The sequence below is a fragment of the Pseudomonas capsici genome (assembly GCF_017165765.1).
Taxonomy (GTDB): Bacteria; Pseudomonadota; Gammaproteobacteria; order Pseudomonadales; family Pseudomonadaceae; genus Aquipseudomonas; species Aquipseudomonas capsici.
The window spans coordinates 144,068-161,494 of the sequence record NZ_JAFGZD010000012.1 but is presented as its reverse complement, the minus strand read 5'-3'; the positions used below and the strand labels follow the sequence as shown (position 1 = coordinate 161,494).

General features: G+C 58.6%; 14 protein-coding genes. 4 read left to right on the top strand and 10 right to left on the bottom strand.

Going from position 1 to position 17,427, the window contains the following annotated elements; all coding sequences use genetic code 11:
- Positions 1-1,949: amino acid adenylation domain-containing protein (locus JSY17_RS16815; protein ID WP_206402401.1), on the bottom strand; the 1,949-nt coding region annotated here is incomplete at its 3' end.
- A 321-nt stretch (positions 1,950-2,270) separates the two neighbouring features.
- Here JSY17_RS16815 and JSY17_RS16810 point away from each other — a divergent pair.
- Positions 2,271-3,323, top strand: a complete 1,053-nt coding sequence (locus JSY17_RS16810) for a TauD/TfdA family dioxygenase (protein WP_206402402.1) — start codon at positions 2,271-2,273, stop codon at positions 3,321-3,323.
- Positions 3,324-3,481: 158 nt separating this feature from the next.
- Positions 3,482-5,176 carry a cyclic peptide export ABC transporter gene (locus JSY17_RS16805; RefSeq protein WP_117181361.1) on the top strand — a complete coding sequence of 565 codons (1,695 nt, stop codon included), beginning with the start codon at positions 3,482-3,484 and terminating at the stop codon, positions 5,174-5,176.
- Between the two features lie 96 nt (positions 5,177-5,272).
- On the opposite strand, the gene JSY17_RS16800 is transcribed toward JSY17_RS16805, so the two are convergent.
- Both JSY17_RS16800 and JSY17_RS16795 read right to left on the bottom strand, forming a co-directional pair.
- On the bottom strand, positions 5,273-6,196 hold the full coding sequence (locus JSY17_RS16800) for a magnesium transporter CorA family protein (protein ID WP_200997465.1): 924 nt from the start codon (positions 6,194-6,196) through the stop codon (positions 5,273-5,275).
- Between the two features lie 26 nt (positions 6,197-6,222).
- Positions 6,223-7,803, bottom strand: a complete 1,581-nt coding sequence (locus JSY17_RS16795) for a RimK family protein (protein WP_206402404.1) — start codon at positions 7,801-7,803, stop codon at positions 6,223-6,225.
- Between the two features lie 93 nt (positions 7,804-7,896).
- On the opposite strand from JSY17_RS16795, the gene JSY17_RS16790 reads away from it, so the two are divergent.
- Together JSY17_RS16790 and JSY17_RS16785 are read left to right on the top strand one after the other, a co-directional pair.
- Positions 7,897-8,985 (top strand): GNAT family N-acetyltransferase/peptidase C39 family protein, encoded by a 1,089-nt coding sequence (locus JSY17_RS16790; RefSeq protein ID WP_206402406.1) that lies wholly within the window; start codon positions 7,897-7,899, stop codon positions 8,983-8,985.
- A 407-nt stretch (positions 8,986-9,392) separates the two neighbouring features.
- Entirely contained in the window at positions 9,393-9,527 is a 135-nt protein-coding gene (locus JSY17_RS16785) for an efflux RND transporter permease subunit (RefSeq protein WP_122371320.1), read from the top strand.
- A gap of 95 nt (positions 9,528-9,622) precedes the next feature.
- Here JSY17_RS16785 and JSY17_RS16780 read toward each other — a convergent pair whose 3' ends face one another.
- The 7 genes from JSY17_RS16780 to JSY17_RS16750 form a co-directional block, all read right to left on the bottom strand.
- On the bottom strand, positions 9,623-10,483 hold the full coding sequence (locus JSY17_RS16780) for a class I SAM-dependent methyltransferase (protein WP_404823320.1): 861 nt from the start codon (positions 10,481-10,483) through the stop codon (positions 9,623-9,625).
- 3 nt (positions 10,484-10,486) lie between these two features.
- Positions 10,487-11,227, bottom strand: coding sequence for an ABC transporter ATP-binding protein (locus JSY17_RS16775; protein WP_206402408.1), 741 nt, complete (start codon positions 11,225-11,227; stop codon positions 10,487-10,489).
- A complete protein-coding gene (locus tag JSY17_RS16770; RefSeq protein WP_117163235.1) occupies positions 11,224-12,066 on the bottom strand; it encodes an ABC transporter permease in 843 nt (280 codons plus the stop codon). Before JSY17_RS16770 ends, JSY17_RS16775 begins: the two co-directional genes overlap by 4 nt.
- The gene (locus JSY17_RS16765; RefSeq protein ID WP_162880519.1) at positions 12,066-12,992 is read right to left on the bottom strand and encodes an aliphatic sulfonate ABC transporter substrate-binding protein; all 927 of its coding nucleotides are present in this window, start codon (positions 12,990-12,992) and stop codon (positions 12,066-12,068) included. Before JSY17_RS16765 ends, JSY17_RS16770 begins: the two co-directional genes overlap by 1 nt.
- A 308-nt stretch (positions 12,993-13,300) precedes the next feature.
- On the bottom strand, positions 13,301-14,488 hold the full coding sequence (locus JSY17_RS16760) for an acyl-CoA dehydrogenase family protein (protein WP_206402410.1): 1,188 nt from the start codon (positions 14,486-14,488) through the stop codon (positions 13,301-13,303).
- Between the two features lie 302 nt (positions 14,489-14,790).
- Complete coding sequence (gene narL, locus JSY17_RS16755) at positions 14,791-15,441, bottom strand: two-component system response regulator NarL (protein ID WP_206402413.1); 651 nt, start codon at positions 15,439-15,441, stop codon at positions 14,791-14,793.
- Complete coding sequence (locus JSY17_RS16750; protein WP_206402415.1) at positions 15,438-17,240, bottom strand: HAMP domain-containing protein; 1,803 nt, start codon at positions 17,238-17,240, stop codon at positions 15,438-15,440. The genes narL and JSY17_RS16750 overlap by 4 nt, the downstream gene beginning before the upstream one ends.
- Positions 17,241-17,427: the final 187 nt, after the last annotated feature.

Sequence of the window (17,427 nt, the reverse complement as noted above, 5' to 3'; positions counted from 1 at the left end):
GTGCCGCCGTGATCGAAGAAATCGTCGTTCAGGCCAATGCCTTTGAGGCCGATGTCCTCGGACCAGACCTTGAGGACCTGCCGTTCCTGCTCCGAGAGGTTGCCCTGACCGGTCTTGGCAAGGGCGCTGCGAATGTTTTCGGCAAGGACCTTGGCAGTGGCTCCGTCCGCGAGAACGCCAGGGTTGAGGTCAACCTTGTAGTGAGCCTTGAGCAGGCTGAGGGAGCGAATCAGGGCCAGCGAGGTACCGCCGTGATCGAAGAAATCGTCGTTCAGGCCGATGCCCTTGAGGCCGATGTCTTCGGACCAGACCTTGAGGACATGCTGTTCCTGTTCGGACAGGGTGTCCTGACCGGCTTTGACACTGCCGTGCTCAAGCGGTGAAGGCAGTTGCTGTTTGTCGATCTTGCCGTGGGCGGTGACCGGCAGCGCTGCCAGGGCAATGTAGGCCGAAGGCCGCATGTAGTCCGGCAACTGTTGAGCGACCAGTGCGGCCAGTTCGCTGCGCAGTTCCTGAGTCACGCTCTGTGAGCCATCGGAGGGAACGATGTAGGCCACCAGGCGTATATCGCCCTGACCGTAGTCATAGGCGGTAACGTGGCTGGCGGAAATCTTCTTGCTCGACTGCAGGGACGCTTCGACTTCGCCAGCCTCGATACGGAAGCCGCGAACCTTGAGTTGCTGGTCGCTACGTCCGGCGTAGTGGTATTCGCCATGCTCGTCTTGCTTGAGCAGGTCGCCGGTGCGGTAGGCACGGATGCCGCTGCCTGGCAGGGTTACAAAACGCTCGGCCGTCAGGCCCGGACGATTCAGATAGCCCAGGGTCAGGCCGGCACCTTCGATATACAGTTCGCCGATTTCGCCTGTGTTCACCGGTTGCCGGTTGTCATCCAGCAGGTGCAGGGTCCAGCCATCCAGCGGTTTGCCGACAGAGACGGTGGCCGATACTTCAAGGTCCTGGCCGCGCACCCGTTTGTGGGTGGTATGCACTGTGGCTTCGGTGATGCCGTACATGTTGATCAGTGCTGGGAGTGCGTCACCGTGACGTTCGACCCACGGGCGCAGGACGGTAGCTGGCAACGCTTCGCCGCCGAATACCACATAACGTAGCGACAGACGTTTGCTGGCCTGACGATCCGCTTCGTCAAGACCGCGGAAGGCCGATGGCGTCTGGCTCAGAACAGTGACCTGATTGCTGATCAGCCACTGTCTGAAGGTTTCGGGTGAGCGGGAGATTTCGTAAGGCACGATGGCAACCTGGCCACCGTGGGCGAGAGCGCCCCAGATTTCCCAGACCGAGAAGTCGAAGCCGATGGAGTGGAACATCGACCAGATATCGTTGTGAGTGAAATGATAGATGCGCTGGGTGCTTTCCAGCAGGCTGCTCACATTGGCATGAGTCACCAGCACGCCTTTGGGTTCGCCCGTGGAGCCCGAGGTGTAGATCACATAGGCCGGAGCCTGAGAGGCATCGGCGCTGCTGGCCTTGAACTCGCCAGGGTTCTTTTCTGCCAGCAGCTCGTTCAGGAGCAGTACTTGCAGTGAAGGTGTCTTGGGAATGCTGCACAGATCACGGGAACTGACGATCAGTTGCAGGCCGCTGTCCTGAACGATGTGCTCGATACGTTTGGCAGGGTAGGCCGGATCGACCGGGACATAGGCACCGCCGGCCTTGAGAATGGCGAGCAGGGTAATGACCAGATCGACATTGCGCTCCAGGCACAGGCCGACCAGGCTGCCGTCCTTGACGCCGCGCTTGCGCAGGCTGGCTGCCAGCGCCGAAGACGTGGCGTCGAGCTCTGCGTAACTGACGGCGCGGGTTTTGTCGGATAACGCTGTTCTTTCGGGAAACTCTCCGGCCCTGGCACTGAACAGCTCGTGCAGCAAGACGCCGGGTCGCAGCGGGGCTGACAACTGGTCTTCCCCTTTGCCAATTGGGTTGATCGGCATGAATGACACTCCTGTTTGATCACAAGTTGCAGTGCGCTGGACGCATTCGAAACCAGGTTCTGCAGCCCGTACCGAAGAGTTGTGAGGTACTTGCGAACCGCTCGTATTTGCGCAGCGGAGGCATTTCAGCACCGATCCCGCAAAGGTGTCTGTCGAGGGAAATGGGGACAGTCGGTGACGCAGTGAAAGGGCCGGAATGTCCCTAATTGCGGTGACAGACAGGCATGTCCGGCGATGCTTACATGCTGGCGCAAAGCGTGCCGGTACGGGAGGTTTCTCGAGCAGGCACGACCCTCGATATTCATCGCCCGGGAGTTATGCATGAACCTTGAAACCATCGATTTGCCTGAGCTGGACATTACCGAGTCACTGCGCTGGCCGGACAGCCACGGTGACAAAAAGGTACGCCTGTCGCTGCTGGATCCCGCCAACAGCCTGCCAGTGGTGATCGAACCCGTCGAAGCCGGGCTGGAGCCATTGGCCTGGGCCGCTGAAAACCGTGAAAGCATCGAAGCACTGCTGTGTCGACACGGAGCGATTCTGTTCCGTGGTTTCGGTCTGGATAGCGTGCCCCTGTTCGAAAGTTTTGCCGAGGCCTTGTCACCGGGACTGCACGGTGGCTATGGCGATCTGCCGAAGAAGGAGGGCGGTCGCAATGTGTACCGCTCCACGCCTTATCCCGAGCGGGAAATGATCCTCTACCACAACGAAAGCTCGCATCTGGAAAGCTGGCCACGCAAGCAGTGGTTCTACTGTGAGTTGCCTTCGAAAGTGGGTGGGGCAACGCCATTGGTGGATATTCGTCAGATGCTGCTGCAACTGCCTGGCGAAGTGGTCGAGAAGTTCAAGCGCAAGGCGCTGCGCTACATCCGTACCTTTACTTCGGGTGTCGAACCCAGCTGGCAGAGCTTTTTCGGGACCGACAAGCCCGAAGTGGCAGAGGCCCGCTGTCGCGAACAAGGTACGGCGTTCGAGTGGCTGGACGCCGACACCCTGCAGATCCACACCCATTGCCCGGCGGTCATTCATCACCCGGTCACCGGGCAGGCGGCTTTCTTCAATCAGGTCCAGCTGCATCACCCGTTCTGCCTGGGTGAAGAAATGCGTGAAGACCTGTTCGACATGTTTGGTGAGGATCGCCTGCCGCGCATGGTCAGTTATGGCGACGGCACTCCTATCGAAGATGAGGTCATGGCTCTGGTCGGAGAGGCCTATGAGGCGTGCGCTGTGCGCTTCCAGTGGCAGAAGGGTGACCTGATCATGCTGGACAACATGCTCGCGGCCCATGCGCGTGATCCCTATGAAGAACCACGGCTCATCGCTGTGGCCATGGGTGAAATGACCACGCGGGACGCTGTCTGGCCGAGCAAATGATTGGCGCTTGTACTCGGAGTCCGGGACAGCCGCAAGCGGCCTCGTCCGTACACTGGCCTGTCTGAATTTCACTGTTTTTCCGAACCCGCTGGCGCTCATGTGCCAGCGACTCGCAATCGGTACTGCCCTATGGCCCGTCCATCCAAGGATATTGAGCAATGAGCAACGAGCAAGAGAAAAAGCCCAGTCCGGGTTCGATCATGCGCCTGTTATGGCGCAGCCATCCCTGGCTGACCCTTTTTACCCTGGTGACTGGTGTCATCAGCGGGGTCGCTTCGATTGCAGTGGTCAATGTGATCAACCAGGCCATCCATATGGAAGGCTCGCGAACCCAGGTGATGTATTGGTTCATTGGCCTGAGTGTCGTTGCATTCGTCTTTCGCAATGCCGCAGCGTTCTTTCCGGCTTATGCAAGCATGCACATCATGACCCGGCTTCGCATCGCACTGTGCCGCAAGATCCTGCGCACGCCGCTGGAGGAAGTGGACAGACGCGGGCCGGCCAACGTGCTGACCATGCTTACCAATGACATTCCCCAGCTCAATACCACGCTGGTCGTGATGCCTACGGTACTGGTGGAAACCACTGTGTTCCTGTTCGGTATCGCTTACCTGGCCTACCTGTCCTGGGTGGTGTTTGCGGTCACGCTGTCGCTGATGTTCGTGGGTGTGGTGCTTTATCTGTATTTCTTCAGCAGTGGCGTGAAGGTGTCGAGCCGGGTGCGTGACGAATTCACCTCGTTCAACGAATACACCCATGCGCTGGTATTCGGTCTCAAGGAACTGAAGCTCAACCGTATCCGCCGTAACTGGTTCAGTCGTGCAGCCATCGATGCTTCGTCGACCCGAGTGGCACGTTTCAACTTCATCGAGCGTGTCTGGTTTACCGCCGGTGACAACGTGGGGCAACTCACTCTGTCGATACTGCTGGGTTGTCTGTTGTTCGCCGCGCCGAAAGTGGCAGCCCTGGACCCCTCGGTGCTCACAGCCAGCATTCTGGCCGTGCTCTATATCATGGGGCCGCTTTCTCTGCTGGTGACCGCCATGCCGATTCTGGCCCAGGGGCGTGTTGCAAGCAGCCGCCTGGCGGATTTCGGTTTTGGCATCAATGAAGAGCATCCGCAGGTTGTCGAGACGGAAGCGCCCAAGCTGTTGCACTTCCCGCAAAAAGCCTGGAATACCATCTCGCTCAAGAACATCAGGATGGATTATCAGAATGCCGATGTCGGCTCGGGGTTCGCCCTGGGACCTGTGGACCTGGACATTCATGCGGGAGAGCTCGTTTATATCGTCGGCGGCAACGGCTGTGGCAAAAGCACCCTGGCCAAAGTGCTGTGCGGTCTCTATATCCCGCGTCAGGGCCATGTGCAGCTCGACGGCGTCGAGATTACCGACACCAATCGCAGCCATTACCGGGACATGTTCTCGGCAGTGTTCTCCGACTTTCATCTGTTCAACCGTCTGATCGGCCCCGACGAGAAGGAAGCGAGCAGTGAGCTGGCGCAGAAATACCTGACGACCCTGGGCCTGGCGGACAAGATCAAGATCGAAGGGCACGGTTACTCGACGCTGAAGGCGCTTTCCTATGGCCAGCAGAAACGCCTGGCGCTGGTCTGTGCCTACCTGGAAGACCGTCCGCTCTACGTTCTTGACGAATGGGCTGCGGATCAGGACCCACCTTTCAAGCGCTTCTTCTACGAGGAACTGCTCCCTGACCTGAAACGCCGTGGCAAGACCATCCTGATCATCACCCACGACGATCAGTACTTCCAGCTGGCCGATCGCATCATCAAGCTGTCCGACGGCCAGATCGCTTCCGATGTTCACTGCGGTATTCGCGACAAGCAGGCCTGAGGCCTGCGACTCTTTGGCCCCGTCCTGTGGCGGGGCTTTTCTACCGGGTGATCCGGCACCCTGGATTTGCCTCTCGCTTGCAACCTGCCAATAGCGTCAGGCGAACGACTTCCTGAGCACCATGAACATCAACAGGCTCAGAAGCAGCATGCCCGCGATCAGTGCCGGGAATGATATCCACCAAGGAAAACCCGCCGTCATCATGCTGAACTCGGACATGCCGCCGATACCGGCGATCAGGTTCAGCGGCAGGAACACCACATTGACCACGGTCAGGTTGCGCAGTATCGAATTCATGTTGTTGTTTGCCATGTTGCCGCGGGCATCCATGAGTGTGGCGAACACGGTGGAATAGATTCTGGCCTGCTTGTAACACTGGTCGTTCTCGATGATCAGATCGTCCAGCAACGCGATGAAATGGGCCGAAAATCCATGCTTCTCGGCGTGATTGTGCAGGCGCTCGAGGACCGCACCATTGCTCTGAATCGCGTTGATGTAATAGATCAGGCTTTCACTGAGATTGAACATGTGCAGCAGATGCTGATTATCCAGAGAGGTGTCGAATTTCTTGTGCAGTTCCCGGGCAATCAACTTGATGACCCGCAAGTGGCCCAGGTAGTGGTGCACGCTGTTGAACAGCAAGTCGATCAGAATATCCAGCGGGTTTTCCAGAGGCCGATGGGTTCCCTCTGCACTGAGCAATGAATTGCCAGCAGAAATGACCACCAGCTTCTCGGATGAGAGCATCAGACCGAAGGAGGAGACTTCGAAAGTCATGGCTGCTGCGCCCGAATAGCTTTCCGGACGCTTCCAGATAAGAAAGAGCTGGCCGTCATGGAATTCGATTCTGGACACCTCGTCAGGGTCCAGCGCCGAATCCAGCATATGGGCATCAACCTTGAAGTTGCGATGCAGAAAATCCCGTTCTTGCGCTGTCGGGTTCGTGCATAAAAAAAGTGGCGCATCCTCGGCCGTTGTTGCATGAAGCGTCCCGGTATTCAGGCTGTAGCGTTCAATCATTCTGGCGTCTCTACTGCAAAGGTTGATTAACCATGGCCCTGATGCTTGAGCTCCAGACGGCGGACGAACTCCTCCAGTATCCGGTCGTACAACTGATTCTGAATGCAGGCATCCTCGATCCCGGCATCCAGGTTGGGGTTATCGTTGACCTCGATGACCACCAGGCGCTTGTCGGTCTGCTTGAGGTCGACCCCATAAAGCCCGTCACCGATCAGACTTGCAGCGTCCACGGCCAGCTTGACCACCTCGGGGGGCACTTCTTCGATAGGGACCGTTTCGCACAGGCCATTGACTTCGTTGCCTTGCGCCTTGTGGTTATAGATTTGCCAATGGCCCTTGGACATGAAGTACAGGCAGGCATAGAGCGGCTGACGATTGAGCACGCCGATCCGCCAGTCGAACTCGGTATAGAGATATTCCTGTGCCAGCAGTAATACGGAGTGCTCGAACAATTCGGCAGCCGCTGTGGCGAGTTCGGCTTGGGTTTCCACTTTGATCACGCCCCGTGAGAAACAACCGTCGGGGATTTTCAATACGACGGGAAACCCCAGGCGTTCGCCCACCTGTTCCAGATCCTGAATACGATCACGGTAGAGAATCTCGGTCGCTGGCATACCCAGATTGTGTTTGTTGAGCAGGTCGGTGAGAAAGACCTTGTTGGTGCAGCGCAGGATCGAGGCCGAGTCGTCCATGACCACCAGACCTTCGCTCTCGGCTTTCTTGGCGAAACGATAGGTGTGATTGGCAACGCTGGTGGTTTCACGGATGAACAGGGCATCGTATTCGGCCAGTCGGGCGTAGTCTTTCTTCTCGATCAGTTCGACATCTATCCCCAGACGCTGCCCGGCATCGATGAACCTTTGCAGAGCCAGAGGGTTGGAGGGGGCCAGTGCCTCGGCAGGATCATGCAGAATGGCCAGGTCATAACGGGACTGGCGTTGCGAAACCGGCTGACGCCAGATGCGCCGGTTGAAGGTATCCAGTGCGTGGGCAAAATCGTGTTGCTGTTCTTCCCGCAGCTTGTGCAGGGCACCGATCTTGATTCCGGCGATGTGCCAACGCTGGTTTTTGATGAACTCCACTTGCAGGATGGGCGCTGGAAAGGTGTCGAACAACTGTTGAGCCAGAGCCTGCAGCGGCAGCAGATCGGTTTTGCCGAAATGAAAACTCAGCGTGAAGCCTTCGGTTTCGCCATAGGGGTGGTCAGCGATGGCGTTCTCCAGTACACGGTCCAGATCTTCAAGGGCCAGACCGTAGAGTGAACGTTTCGTGAGTTCACTGATGGTTTTGACCGAAGGTATGACTTTATGACCGCGTGCTTCTGCCAGTAACGAGCAGTAATAGCCGTGCCCCAGATATTTATAGTTGCGACACAAGTTAATGATCTGAACCTGTCCGCCAGGATTTTTATAACGCTTGTCTTCAAGATATTCCTGGGCGGTCAATATACTTTCGCTGGGCAAGTAACCGAGCCAGTCATCGAGCCGCTCGACAATAACCAGTAACTTGCTGGGTGCGAACAGTGCGGCCGGGGTTTCTCTTGCTGTCGGTAGATTCAACTCGACCTTTGGTAATATTTCCATTACGTTTGAATACACCGAAACCATGATAAGAGGGGCCTTTGCCGTGTAGGTGTGTTCTATAAAACATGTTTTGCGCAGACCTGTCCTTCGTCGTTACGCTTTATTTACGGTAAAACCATGAATATTAACTACCGCTTTGCTGTCGCCGAAGATATTCCGGCTCTGGAACTTCTGGAGAATCAATGTTTCGAGCAGGATCGACTGTCCCGACGCAACTTTCTGTGGATGATTCAGCGGGCCCACGCCAGATTATTGGTGGCCGAAGATGACAAGGGGCTGATGGGGTATGCACTGGTGCTCTTTCATCGTGGTACCTCGCTGGCGAGACTTTATTCGCTGGCAATTGACAGTCGGGCCAGGGGATCGGGGCTGGGCATGGCGCTGCTTCAGCACGCTGAACAACTGGCGATCGAACAGGAGTGCGCGCACCTGCGGCTGGAGGTGCGTCCCGATAACCCGGCAGCCATCCGTCTCTATGAACGCGCGGGTTACCGGCTCTTTGCCGAAGTGGATGATTATTATCAGGACCATGCCCGTGCGCTGCGCTATGAGAAGCGTATCGTTCTGCCGGTTGCGGGCAGCGTCATGGCAGTTCCCTATTACCCCCAGACTACAGAATTTACCTGCGGGGCCGCGTCATTGCTCATGGCCATGAAGGCACTCAATCCGGACCGGGCCTTTTCCCGGGACGAGGAAATTCAGCTATGGCGCGAAGCGACGACGATATTCATGACTTCCGGTCACGGCGGCTGCAGCCCGCATGGAATGGCACTGGCAGCCTGGCGGCGAGGGTTCGACGTGCGGCTGCATGTGAGCCGCAGCGGGCCATTGTTTCTCGATGGTGTACGTCGTGAGGACAAGAAGTCGGTCATGCGTCTGGTACATGACGCGTTTTGCAGGGAACTGCAAGCCAGCGGCGTACAACAATCCCGATCCGGACGCCTGGATCTGCCAGGGATTGTCAGCGAAGGCGGCGTTCCCATTGTCTTGATCAGCAGCTACCGTCTGACACACTCCAAGGCTCCGCATTGGGTGGTGATAACGGGGTGCGATGAAGACTTCGTGTACCTGCATGACCCGGATCTGGATCATGGCCGCTACCGCCAGCGTCTGGATTGCCAGCACGTCCCGTTGACACATCGGGAGTTCGAACGGATGAGTGTATTCGGGAAAGATAAAATCAGGGCTGCTCTGGTACTGTTCTGAGTTGTACGTGACAAGTAGGGAGGCCATTTACGGTTTGTTGAAAAGAACGCTTGTCACGTTTCGGACTTTTTGCCCGAAATCTCAATGATGTTTTTTCTTTCTGGAGTATCGGGCACCCAGATATTCAAACAGAAACGAAGCAAATCCAAAGAGTCCGATCATTATGATGATCATGAAACCCAGGTCGGAATTTTCCATTATTGATTTCCCCGTAGAATGTGAAGTCTGGAGGGTAATGCAATACAGGGGGATAGCAATTATCTATACATAGTCTTTACGGGTTCGGTATGTTTCATGCGCTCAAAAATACACATGTGCAAGCGGGCAGAGTTCTTGAGGAAGCATAAAAGCTCAACGGAACGGCTCTCCATCGGTGTCTGGATGCGGCAGCGCGGGGAATTCCACTGATGCTGTTTGCCGGCCCGCTCTGGAAAGGCATGGCGATCACCATCATGGGTGGGCTGGCGTTGGGCACCCTGATCACCCTTGGGCTGATTCCGGTGCTCTACTGGTTGCTGTTCGGGCGTTTGCCGGGGTGTTAAACACATCGAAGGTCGTCCGATAGAGCGAAATTGCAGGGTGGCTTCAGTGCGGCCGTTGGGCAATCCTCCTTGTGGCAGGGAGCTTGCCCGCGACGCTACTGCCCCGGCTTCACAAACCGCAACGTCAACCTGTCCGACTCGCCAATCGCCACATACCTGGCCTTGTCCTGCTCACCCAGTTTCAAGGCCGGTGGCAGTGTCCAGACGCCCGCCGGATAATCCTTGGTGTCTTTCGGGTTGGCGTTGATCTCGCTTTGCGCTTCCAGTTTGAAGCCTGCATCGGTAGCCAGTTTCACCACGTAAGCGGTGGGCAGGTAGCCGCTTTGCTTGATGCTCTCCAAGTTGCTGCCGTCTTTGGCGCGGTGGTCGACCACACCCAGCACGCCGCCCGGTTTCAGGACCTTGAAAAAGGCGGCGAAGGTTTGTGGTGCATCGTCGGCAAGTACCCAGTTGTGCACGTTGCGGAATGTCAGGACCCGGTCGGCCGAGGCGGGCTTGCCAAAGACAGGTGTCCTGGGATCGAACTCGATAAATTCGGCCTTGCCGTAACGTTCCGGATCGGCCTTGAATTTCTGCGTCAGGCCGTCGGCAGCTTTCCTGTAGTAGTCACCCGAGGATGGCGTTTGCAATGCTGCAATGTAGTGGCCATGCTCCTTCAGCAAGGGCGCAAGAATCTCGCTGTACCAGCCACCACCGGGGGTTATTTCGATCACGGTCTGGTTGCTCTGCAAACCGAAGAATTTCAAGGTTTCCTGCGGATGACGATACTCGTCGCGCACACTGTTTTGTTTGGATCGCCATGAGCCTTCCAGCACGGCCTTGTATTGCGCATCGCTGATTGAGGTATCGGGTGCAGCCGCCTGGCTGAAGGATGACGCGAGAAGGGTGGCAAAGCCTGAAGCAAGACCGGATAAATCCGGTCCTGCAAGTTTGTCTGTCCCTTGACTGGTGTCGATGCCTCAAATCACCCGCGCATCATGCAATGACTCCAGCGCCTGGCTGCGTAGCCTTGCCAGGGTTTCGTCACGGCGGTCGCGGGGATAGGTGAGTGGCACGTTCAGCTCCCTGATGACGGTGCCGGGACGGTTGCCGATCACCAGCACCCGATGGCTCAGGTACAGCGCTTCGTCGACGTCGTGGGTGACGACCAGCAAGCCGATATGGTGATGTTGCGCCAGATCCAGCAGCAGGTCCTGGAGCTTGAAGCGGGTGAAGGCATCGACCGCACTGAAGGGTTCGTCCAGCAACAGAAGCTGTGGCTGGCCGTAAAGCCCGCGGGCAATCGCCACCCGCTGGGCCATGCCGCCCGACAACGCCTTGGGCAGTGCATCGGCAAAGCCGGTCAGGCCGACTTCGTCGATCAGGCTGGCGACCCGGACGCGGTCGTAGTCCTTGTCCTGGCTGAAACCGATGTTTTCGGCAACCGTCAGCCAGGGCATCAGTCGTGGTTCCTGGAACACGAAACCCACTTCATCGGGACCTGTGCGCAACTGCCCATGAAAGTCCTGATCCAGTTGCGCCACCAGACGCAGCAGCGTGCTTTTACCGCAGCCGCTGGGACCGAGCAGGCTGACGATTTCTCCCGGTTGCAGTTGCAGGTCGAGCCGGCCGAGCACGGCGGTATCGCCGAAAGCCTTGTGCTCGACATGCAAGTCCAGCAGCAGCGCTTGATCTTGCGGGGCTTGATGAAGTCGAGTCATGGCCGGGCTCCGGAGTCTGCGCCGTCGAAGGTGTCGCGCCAGGCCAGCCAGCGTTTTTCAAGGCCGGCCAGCAGGCCGTCGCTGATTTTGCCCAGCAGCGCCAGGACAATGATCGCCGCCAGCACCAGATCCGGCCGTGAAGTTTCCCGGCCATCGCTGAGCAGATAGCCCAGACCACGGGTTGCGGCGATCAGTTCGGCGGCCACCAGGAACATCCAGCTCAGGCTCAAAGCGCTGCGCAGGCCCGTGAAAACACCCGGAAAGGCTGCTGGCAAGAGAATCCGCCGGGCCAGGCGTGTGCGGCTGAAGCCATACATGCGCCCGACTTCCACCAGCTTGCGGTCGATATTGCGGATTGCTGCCACACCGTTGAGGTACACGGGGAAAAACGCACCGATGGCAATCAGCGTCACCTTGGAGGTTTCGCCAATCCCCAGCCACAGCAGCAACAGTGGCACCCAGGCCAGGCTGGGGATGGCCCGCAGGCTGGCGAAGGTCGGCTCCAGCCAGGCCTCGGCCTCGCGGCTGAGGCCTACCCAGGCAGCGAACAGCAGGCCGAGCACCGAGCCGATGAAGAATCCGGCCAGTACCCGGGACAGGCTCGCCCCGATGTGTTTCCACAGCGCGCCATCGGCGAGTTGGAACAGGGTCTGCGCCACTTCGCTGGGGGCGGGCATCTGGTAGGAGGCGATCCAGCCCAGACGCACCACGGTTTCCAGCAACAGGATGATCGCCAGCGGCAAGGCCAGGCCCTTGGCCCGACGTCGCCACTGGAGCGCACGGCTGGCCGGGCGCTCTGCCGGACTGGCCCCGGCAAGGGCTTTGCTGGACGTGCTCATCACTCGATACTGGCCTTGCCGAAGGATGGATCGATCAACTGGTCGATGACCTGATTGACATCCACGCCACGCTTGACCAGTTCTTCGGATACCAGAATCGGTGCGGCAGCTTTAGAGGCTTCGATATCCTTGTCGGTCAGTTGCGGAGCAGACAGGTCGGTGCGGGTCAGTTGCAGCCTGGCGACGTCCAGCGGCAGTTTGGATTCCTCGGCCAACAGCTTGGCGAACTCTTCAGGATGGGCAATGGCCCAGTGACGTGCCTGCTCGTAGGCCTTGATCACAGTCGTGATGGTCTGTGGATGGGCTTTGGCGAAGGACTCGGTCACGCTGATCACGCCATAGCTGTTGAAGTCCTTGTTGCGGTACAGCAGGCGTGAACCGGCCTGCAGTTCGCTGGCGGCCATGTGCGGGTCAAGACCGGCCCAGGCATCGACATCGCCTTTCTCCAGCGCGGTGCGTCCGTCCGGATGCTGGAGGTGCAGGAGTTCCACGTCATTCTTTTCCAGACCTGCCTTGGCCAGTGAGCGCAGAGTGAACAGGTATGGGTCTGTGCCCTTGGTCGCGGCGATCTTCTTCCCTTTGAGATCGTTCACGCTCTTGAGTGGCGAATCCTTGCGCACTACCAGTGCCGTCCACTCGGCACGACTGTAGACATACACCGACTTGATCGGGCTGCCATTGGCCCGTGCCAGTACCGCCGAGAGGCTGGCCGACGAACCGAAGTCGGCGCCACCGCTGTTCAGGTATTCCAGCGAGCGGTTGCTGCCCTGGCTGAATACCCAACTGACTTTCGAGTTCGGCAAGGCCTTTTCGACCCAGCCGAAGTGCTTGAGCACCAGGCTGACAGGCGAATAGTAGGCGTAGTCCAGACGTACTTCCTCAGGTGCATTTTCGGCGCGGGCCGACGGGTTCAGGGCCAGTGCCATCAGGCCGGAGCAGGCCAGAAGCTTCAGGGTGCGAGGGAGGCGGGGCAAGGCCAGATCAATCAGACGCATCGCGTGGTATCCAGTCAGGGTTGGGAAGTCATGACGCGATTGCAGGTGTCATGCCATGTGCTGCAGGCCACGGCCCGTGGACGTTACACGCAATAGAGGTGGATACGGGGCTGTGCAGGCGAAGGCAGAATGCTGAACAACTGTTGCCTGGCGGACAGTTGCGGCAGAGACAAGCTGCTCGGGTGGCCGTGTCGTGCACCCGGCCACTCGGCTTCCGCCGCCACTCGGAAAGTTCAGGCTCAGGAGTAGAAGGTCGGTGTCGGCCGCTTGCCGTTCAAGGCCCAGTCGCCCAGCTCGTGCAGCTTGTAATCCAGCGGGTCGTGCAGCGTCTGGGTACGCAGGTTGCGCCAGAAACGGTCCAGGCGCAGCGCGGCATGGGTGGCTCTGGCACCGGTCACTTCAAACAGCCGGCTGCACAGATCCAGGCCTGTGCGGGTGGCCGCGACCTTGGCGCTGCTGATGGACAGCGCCAGGCGCGCCCGTTCTTCGCTGCTCAGGTCCGGCCCCTTGTTCCAGGCCTCGTCGAGTTGAGCGCAGGCGCGTTCCACCAGCGCTCGCACACCTTCGAGTGCTGCCCAGAACTCGCCGTAATGACGCAGTACGTAAGGATCTTCGCTGATGTCCCGGGCCTGTGAGGTGAACCACGGGCGACTTTCCTTGAGGGTGTACTGACGGGCTTCCTCAAAGGCACCTTCGCTGATGCCCAGGAACAGGTTGGTGAAGTGCAACTGGGCAATCAGCGGGCGTAGGCAGGCAAACGGGGTGCTCAGCGGACCCGGATCGAGCAGCAGCTCGGACTCTTCGATACGCACCCGCTCGAAGGTTGCGCTGCCGCTGTCGGTCTGACGCTGGCCCATATTGTCCCAGTCGTCGTGCAGGGTAATGCCGGTGCGGCCGCTGGGTATCGCGGCAATCACCAGCTTGCCACCGGCATTCTCATCCACCGCCGAGGCAATCAGCATTTCCGAGTCGCTGGCACCGGAACAGAAGCTCTTGCGCCCGGAAAACTCACGCCAGCCGTCAAAGGTTTTCATCACGGTGCGGGTGTCGAGAGGATTCAGTGCATTACCCCAGAACCAGTTCTGTCGGGCCGTCTGCTCGAACCACGGGTGCCATTGCTCGGGTCTGGCGAACAGCCGGACCGTGGCCAGCATCAGATGGTGGAAACCGAATACATGGGCAATTGAACTGTCGACCCTGGCGAACTCGCGCACCACATCGAAGGTTTCCTGCCAGTTGGCACCCATGCCACCAAAGCGGGTCGGGATACTCAGGGCCAGCAGCCCGCTGCGGCGCAGGGCATCGCGTTCGGTCTGAGGCGTTCCGCCGTTCCTGTCGCGTTCGGCGGCGGTGCTGGCGAAATCTGCTGCCAGATTGCGGGCCAGTAGCAGCGGGGAAGAGGAGGAAGTGGACAGAGGAAATGTCACAGGCGCTCTCCCATACAGACTGACTCAAGCCACTTCTCTGGCAGCAACCTGTTGGCAGTCGAGATAAAAGGGCGACAGGCCCCGCTTGAAACAGCGATGACCTTCAATAGTCCGCTCATGTTCGATTCCTTGTGATGAAGCTCCGTGAACAGAGCCGTATCGCTTGGTTGGCAAGTCCTGTGCCATAACATAACCTGCTGATATGGAAGGCTTTTCAAAACTTTGCGAGCGAGATGCTGTTGCCGTGCGGCTGTCACTGTTGCTCAGGTGTTGGCTGGGCAACAGTGACAGCCTTGTGCGGTTCAGCCCGAAGAGCGCAGATGCTCCATGGCCCATACCGCGGCCTCGACCCGCGAGCGCAGGCCGAGTTTGTACAGCAGGTTCTTGACATGGACCTTGACCGTGCCCTCGGTGATGCCCAGCTTGTGGCCGATGACCTTGTTGCTGTAGCCGCTGGCGATGGTCTTGAGTACCTGACGCTCTCGTTCGGTCAGTTCGATTTCGGGCTGACGGGATGGCGCGCGAAGCGCATTGGCCATGGCCAGGGTCAGTCCGGGGCTGACTACCAGGGCTCCGTCCAGGGCATCACGGATGTACTGGATCAGGAGTTCGGGCTCCATGTCCTTGAGCAGATAGCCGTTGGCGTCAAGGCGCAGGGCATCGCGAATATCGTCCTCGGCATCGGACACCGTGAACAGCAAGACCTTGCCTCTGTAGTTCGTGGCCCGCAGGCGACGCAGGGTTTCGATGCCATTGAGCTGCGGCATGTTGTTATCGAGCAATACCAGATCGGGCTTCAGAGGCTCGATCAGGTGCAGGGCTTCTTCGCCGTTGCCGGCTTCTCCCACTACTTCTAGATCCGTATCGAGTTCCAGCATCTGGCGGATGCCGCGACGCATCATCGGATGATCGTCCACCAGCAGAATCCGGTGTTTGCGGGGAAATGGGTTCATATGACGCTACCTTCTGTGAGGTGTCCGAGAAACTCGGGGCGGAATTCCATTCGGACCAGAGTGCCTTGAGGGGATCGGGAAGAAATCTGCAACAGGCCATGCAGGCTGCGGGCACGTTCTTCCATGATGTTCAGACCGTGGTGTTCGTGCCGGTCGCGGGGCTGGCCGAAGCCGCGGCCATCGTCTTCGATGGACAGACGTACCGTTTCGCCGTACTGGCGAAGTTGCAGCCATACGTTCTGTGCGTGGGCGTGGCGCAGGCAGTTGGACAGGGCTTCGCGGGTGATCTGCAGAATATGGATCTGCTCGCTGGCCGACAGCTCGAAGGCCAGGCTCTCGGCGTGCAGATGCACCTGGAAGCCTGCGCGGCGCGAGAAGTCTTCGGCAGTGTCCTTGAGTTCCTGTGCCAGCCCGGCTTCGTGAATCTGCAGGCGAAAGGTGGTCAGCAGTTCGCGCAACTGTCGATAAGCGTTGCTCAGTCCTTCTCGCAATTCGGCGGTGACGTTTTCCAGGGTTTCCACGGGTTCGCCACGGCGCATCAGGGTTTGCATGCGGCTGACCTGCAGCTTCATGTAGGACAGTGCCTGGGCCAGTGAGTCGTGCAATTCCCGGGCGATGATGGCGCGTTCTTCGAAGAGCAGCAGGCGGTGATCCTGTTCGCGCTGGCGCTTGAGTGACAGCGAGGTGCCGATCAGGTTGGCCAGCGCCTGGATCAGCTCGGTTTCCCAGGTTTGTGGCATGTGCCCATCGATAAAGTAAGCCTTGAGCTCACCCAGTTCGCTGCCCTGGTTGCTGATATTGAAACTCTGTCTGTTGAGTTGCTGGTGCTGCTGACAGGTCTCGCAATGATTGTCCGTGCAGACATCCCGGTTGCTGGCACCATGCAGGACCAGCCGTTGTCGGGCCGGAGATTGCTGCTGGCCTTGCAGATACAGCGACAGGCGCAGCCCGGGCAGGCGTTGCTGGAAGTGCCGGATCAGCTCATCCAGGCCTTCGGCATTGGCCAGCCGGGTGGCCAGATTGCGACTGCTTTGATAAAGCAGTTCCAGAGCTGCATTGGCCTGTTGCAGGTTCAGAGTCTTTTGCCGGACCTGGGTTTCCAGAGTGTGATGAGACTGCTCGATGGTTTCGGCCATGGCATTGAAGCTGCTGGCCAGTTGGCCCAGTTCATCGAGTGACTGGTGATTGACCCGTGCCTGAAAGTCTCCACGCCGAAAGCGTCGGGTTGCATCCACCAGTTCCTGCAACGGGCTGACCACGCTGTTTTGCAGTTCGTACAGCCCAATGAACAGGACGAACAGGGTGGTGAACAGGGCGGTGCCCTGAATCAACTGCTGCCAGGTCTGCTTGTGTTCACTCTGACGCTGCAGCAGGTTGACGAACTGGTTCAGTCGTTCGACGAAAGTCTGGGCCTGAGCCTGGAAGCCGGCTGCATCTCCTCGCATCAGGGCTGGCTGCAACGTGTCGCTCCAGCGCTGCCGGATATCCCGGTAGCTGCTCAGCAGTTCAGGCTCTGCGTCTTCTTTCAGCACCATCCTGAGCGACGGGCTGTCCAGACGCTGCTGCAGGCTTTCGCTGATGGCGGTAATGGTTTCGGCGCTTGCACCTGTGCTGAGCTTCCAGCTCAGGTGATAGGTCTCCATGCGCACCGAGCCCGCCGTATTGATGGCCGCTGCGTCACCCTGACTGAACCAGGCGATCAGTCCGGCACTCAGGGAACTGGCCAGGGCCAATACCGATATCAGGATCACCGCCAGACTGGCACGGGCGGGCAGGGAACTGCGTAACCAGCGAATCATTGCCGAGACTCCAGGCAAGAGCAGGCTCTACCTCCAAAGAGTTGCTGGCCGTCGATTGTTCGCCACGGTGCCGCAGAACTCAGGTGCAAGCCCGATAAACAAAGGGTTTAAAGGTGTTTCATCACTACCTCTTTGGAGGTAGATCGCACAAGCATAGGTTGCAAACCCTGAGGGCTTCATTGACCAG

What these genes read in the sequence shown, in the direction of transcription:
- JSY17_RS16810 (WP_206402402.1), top strand. Translation starts at nt 2,271, where the DNA reads ATGAACCTTGAAACCATCGATTTGCCTGAGCTGGACATTACCGAGTCA.
- JSY17_RS16805 (WP_117181361.1), top strand. Translation starts at nt 3,482, where the DNA reads ATGAGCAACGAGCAAGAGAAAAAGCCCAGTCCGGGTTCGATCATGCGC.
- JSY17_RS16800 (WP_200997465.1), bottom strand. Translation starts at nt 6,196, where the DNA reads ATGATTGAACGCTACAGCCTGAATACCGGGACGCTTCATGCAACAACG.
- JSY17_RS16795 (WP_206402404.1), bottom strand. Translation starts at nt 7,803, where the DNA reads ATGGTTTCGGTGTATTCAAACGTAATGGAAATATTACCAAAGGTCGAG.
- JSY17_RS16790 (WP_206402406.1), top strand. Translation starts at nt 7,897, where the DNA reads ATGAATATTAACTACCGCTTTGCTGTCGCCGAAGATATTCCGGCTCTG.
- JSY17_RS16785 (WP_122371320.1), top strand. Translation starts at nt 9,393, where the DNA reads ATGCTGTTTGCCGGCCCGCTCTGGAAAGGCATGGCGATCACCATCATG.
- JSY17_RS16775 (WP_206402408.1), bottom strand. Translation starts at nt 11,227, where the DNA reads ATGACTCGACTTCATCAAGCCCCGCAAGATCAAGCGCTGCTGCTGGAC.
- JSY17_RS16770 (WP_117163235.1), bottom strand. Translation starts at nt 12,066, where the DNA reads ATGAGCACGTCCAGCAAAGCCCTTGCCGGGGCCAGTCCGGCAGAGCGC.
- JSY17_RS16765 (WP_162880519.1), bottom strand. Translation starts at nt 12,992, where the DNA reads ATGGCACTGGCCCTGAACCCGTCGGCCCGCGCCGAAAATGCACCTGAG.
- narL (WP_206402413.1), bottom strand. Translation starts at nt 15,441, where the DNA reads ATGAACCCATTTCCCCGCAAACACCGGATTCTGCTGGTGGACGATCAT.
- JSY17_RS16750 (WP_206402415.1), bottom strand. Translation starts at nt 17,240, where the DNA reads ATGATTCGCTGGTTACGCAGTTCCCTGCCCGCCCGTGCCAGTCTGGCG.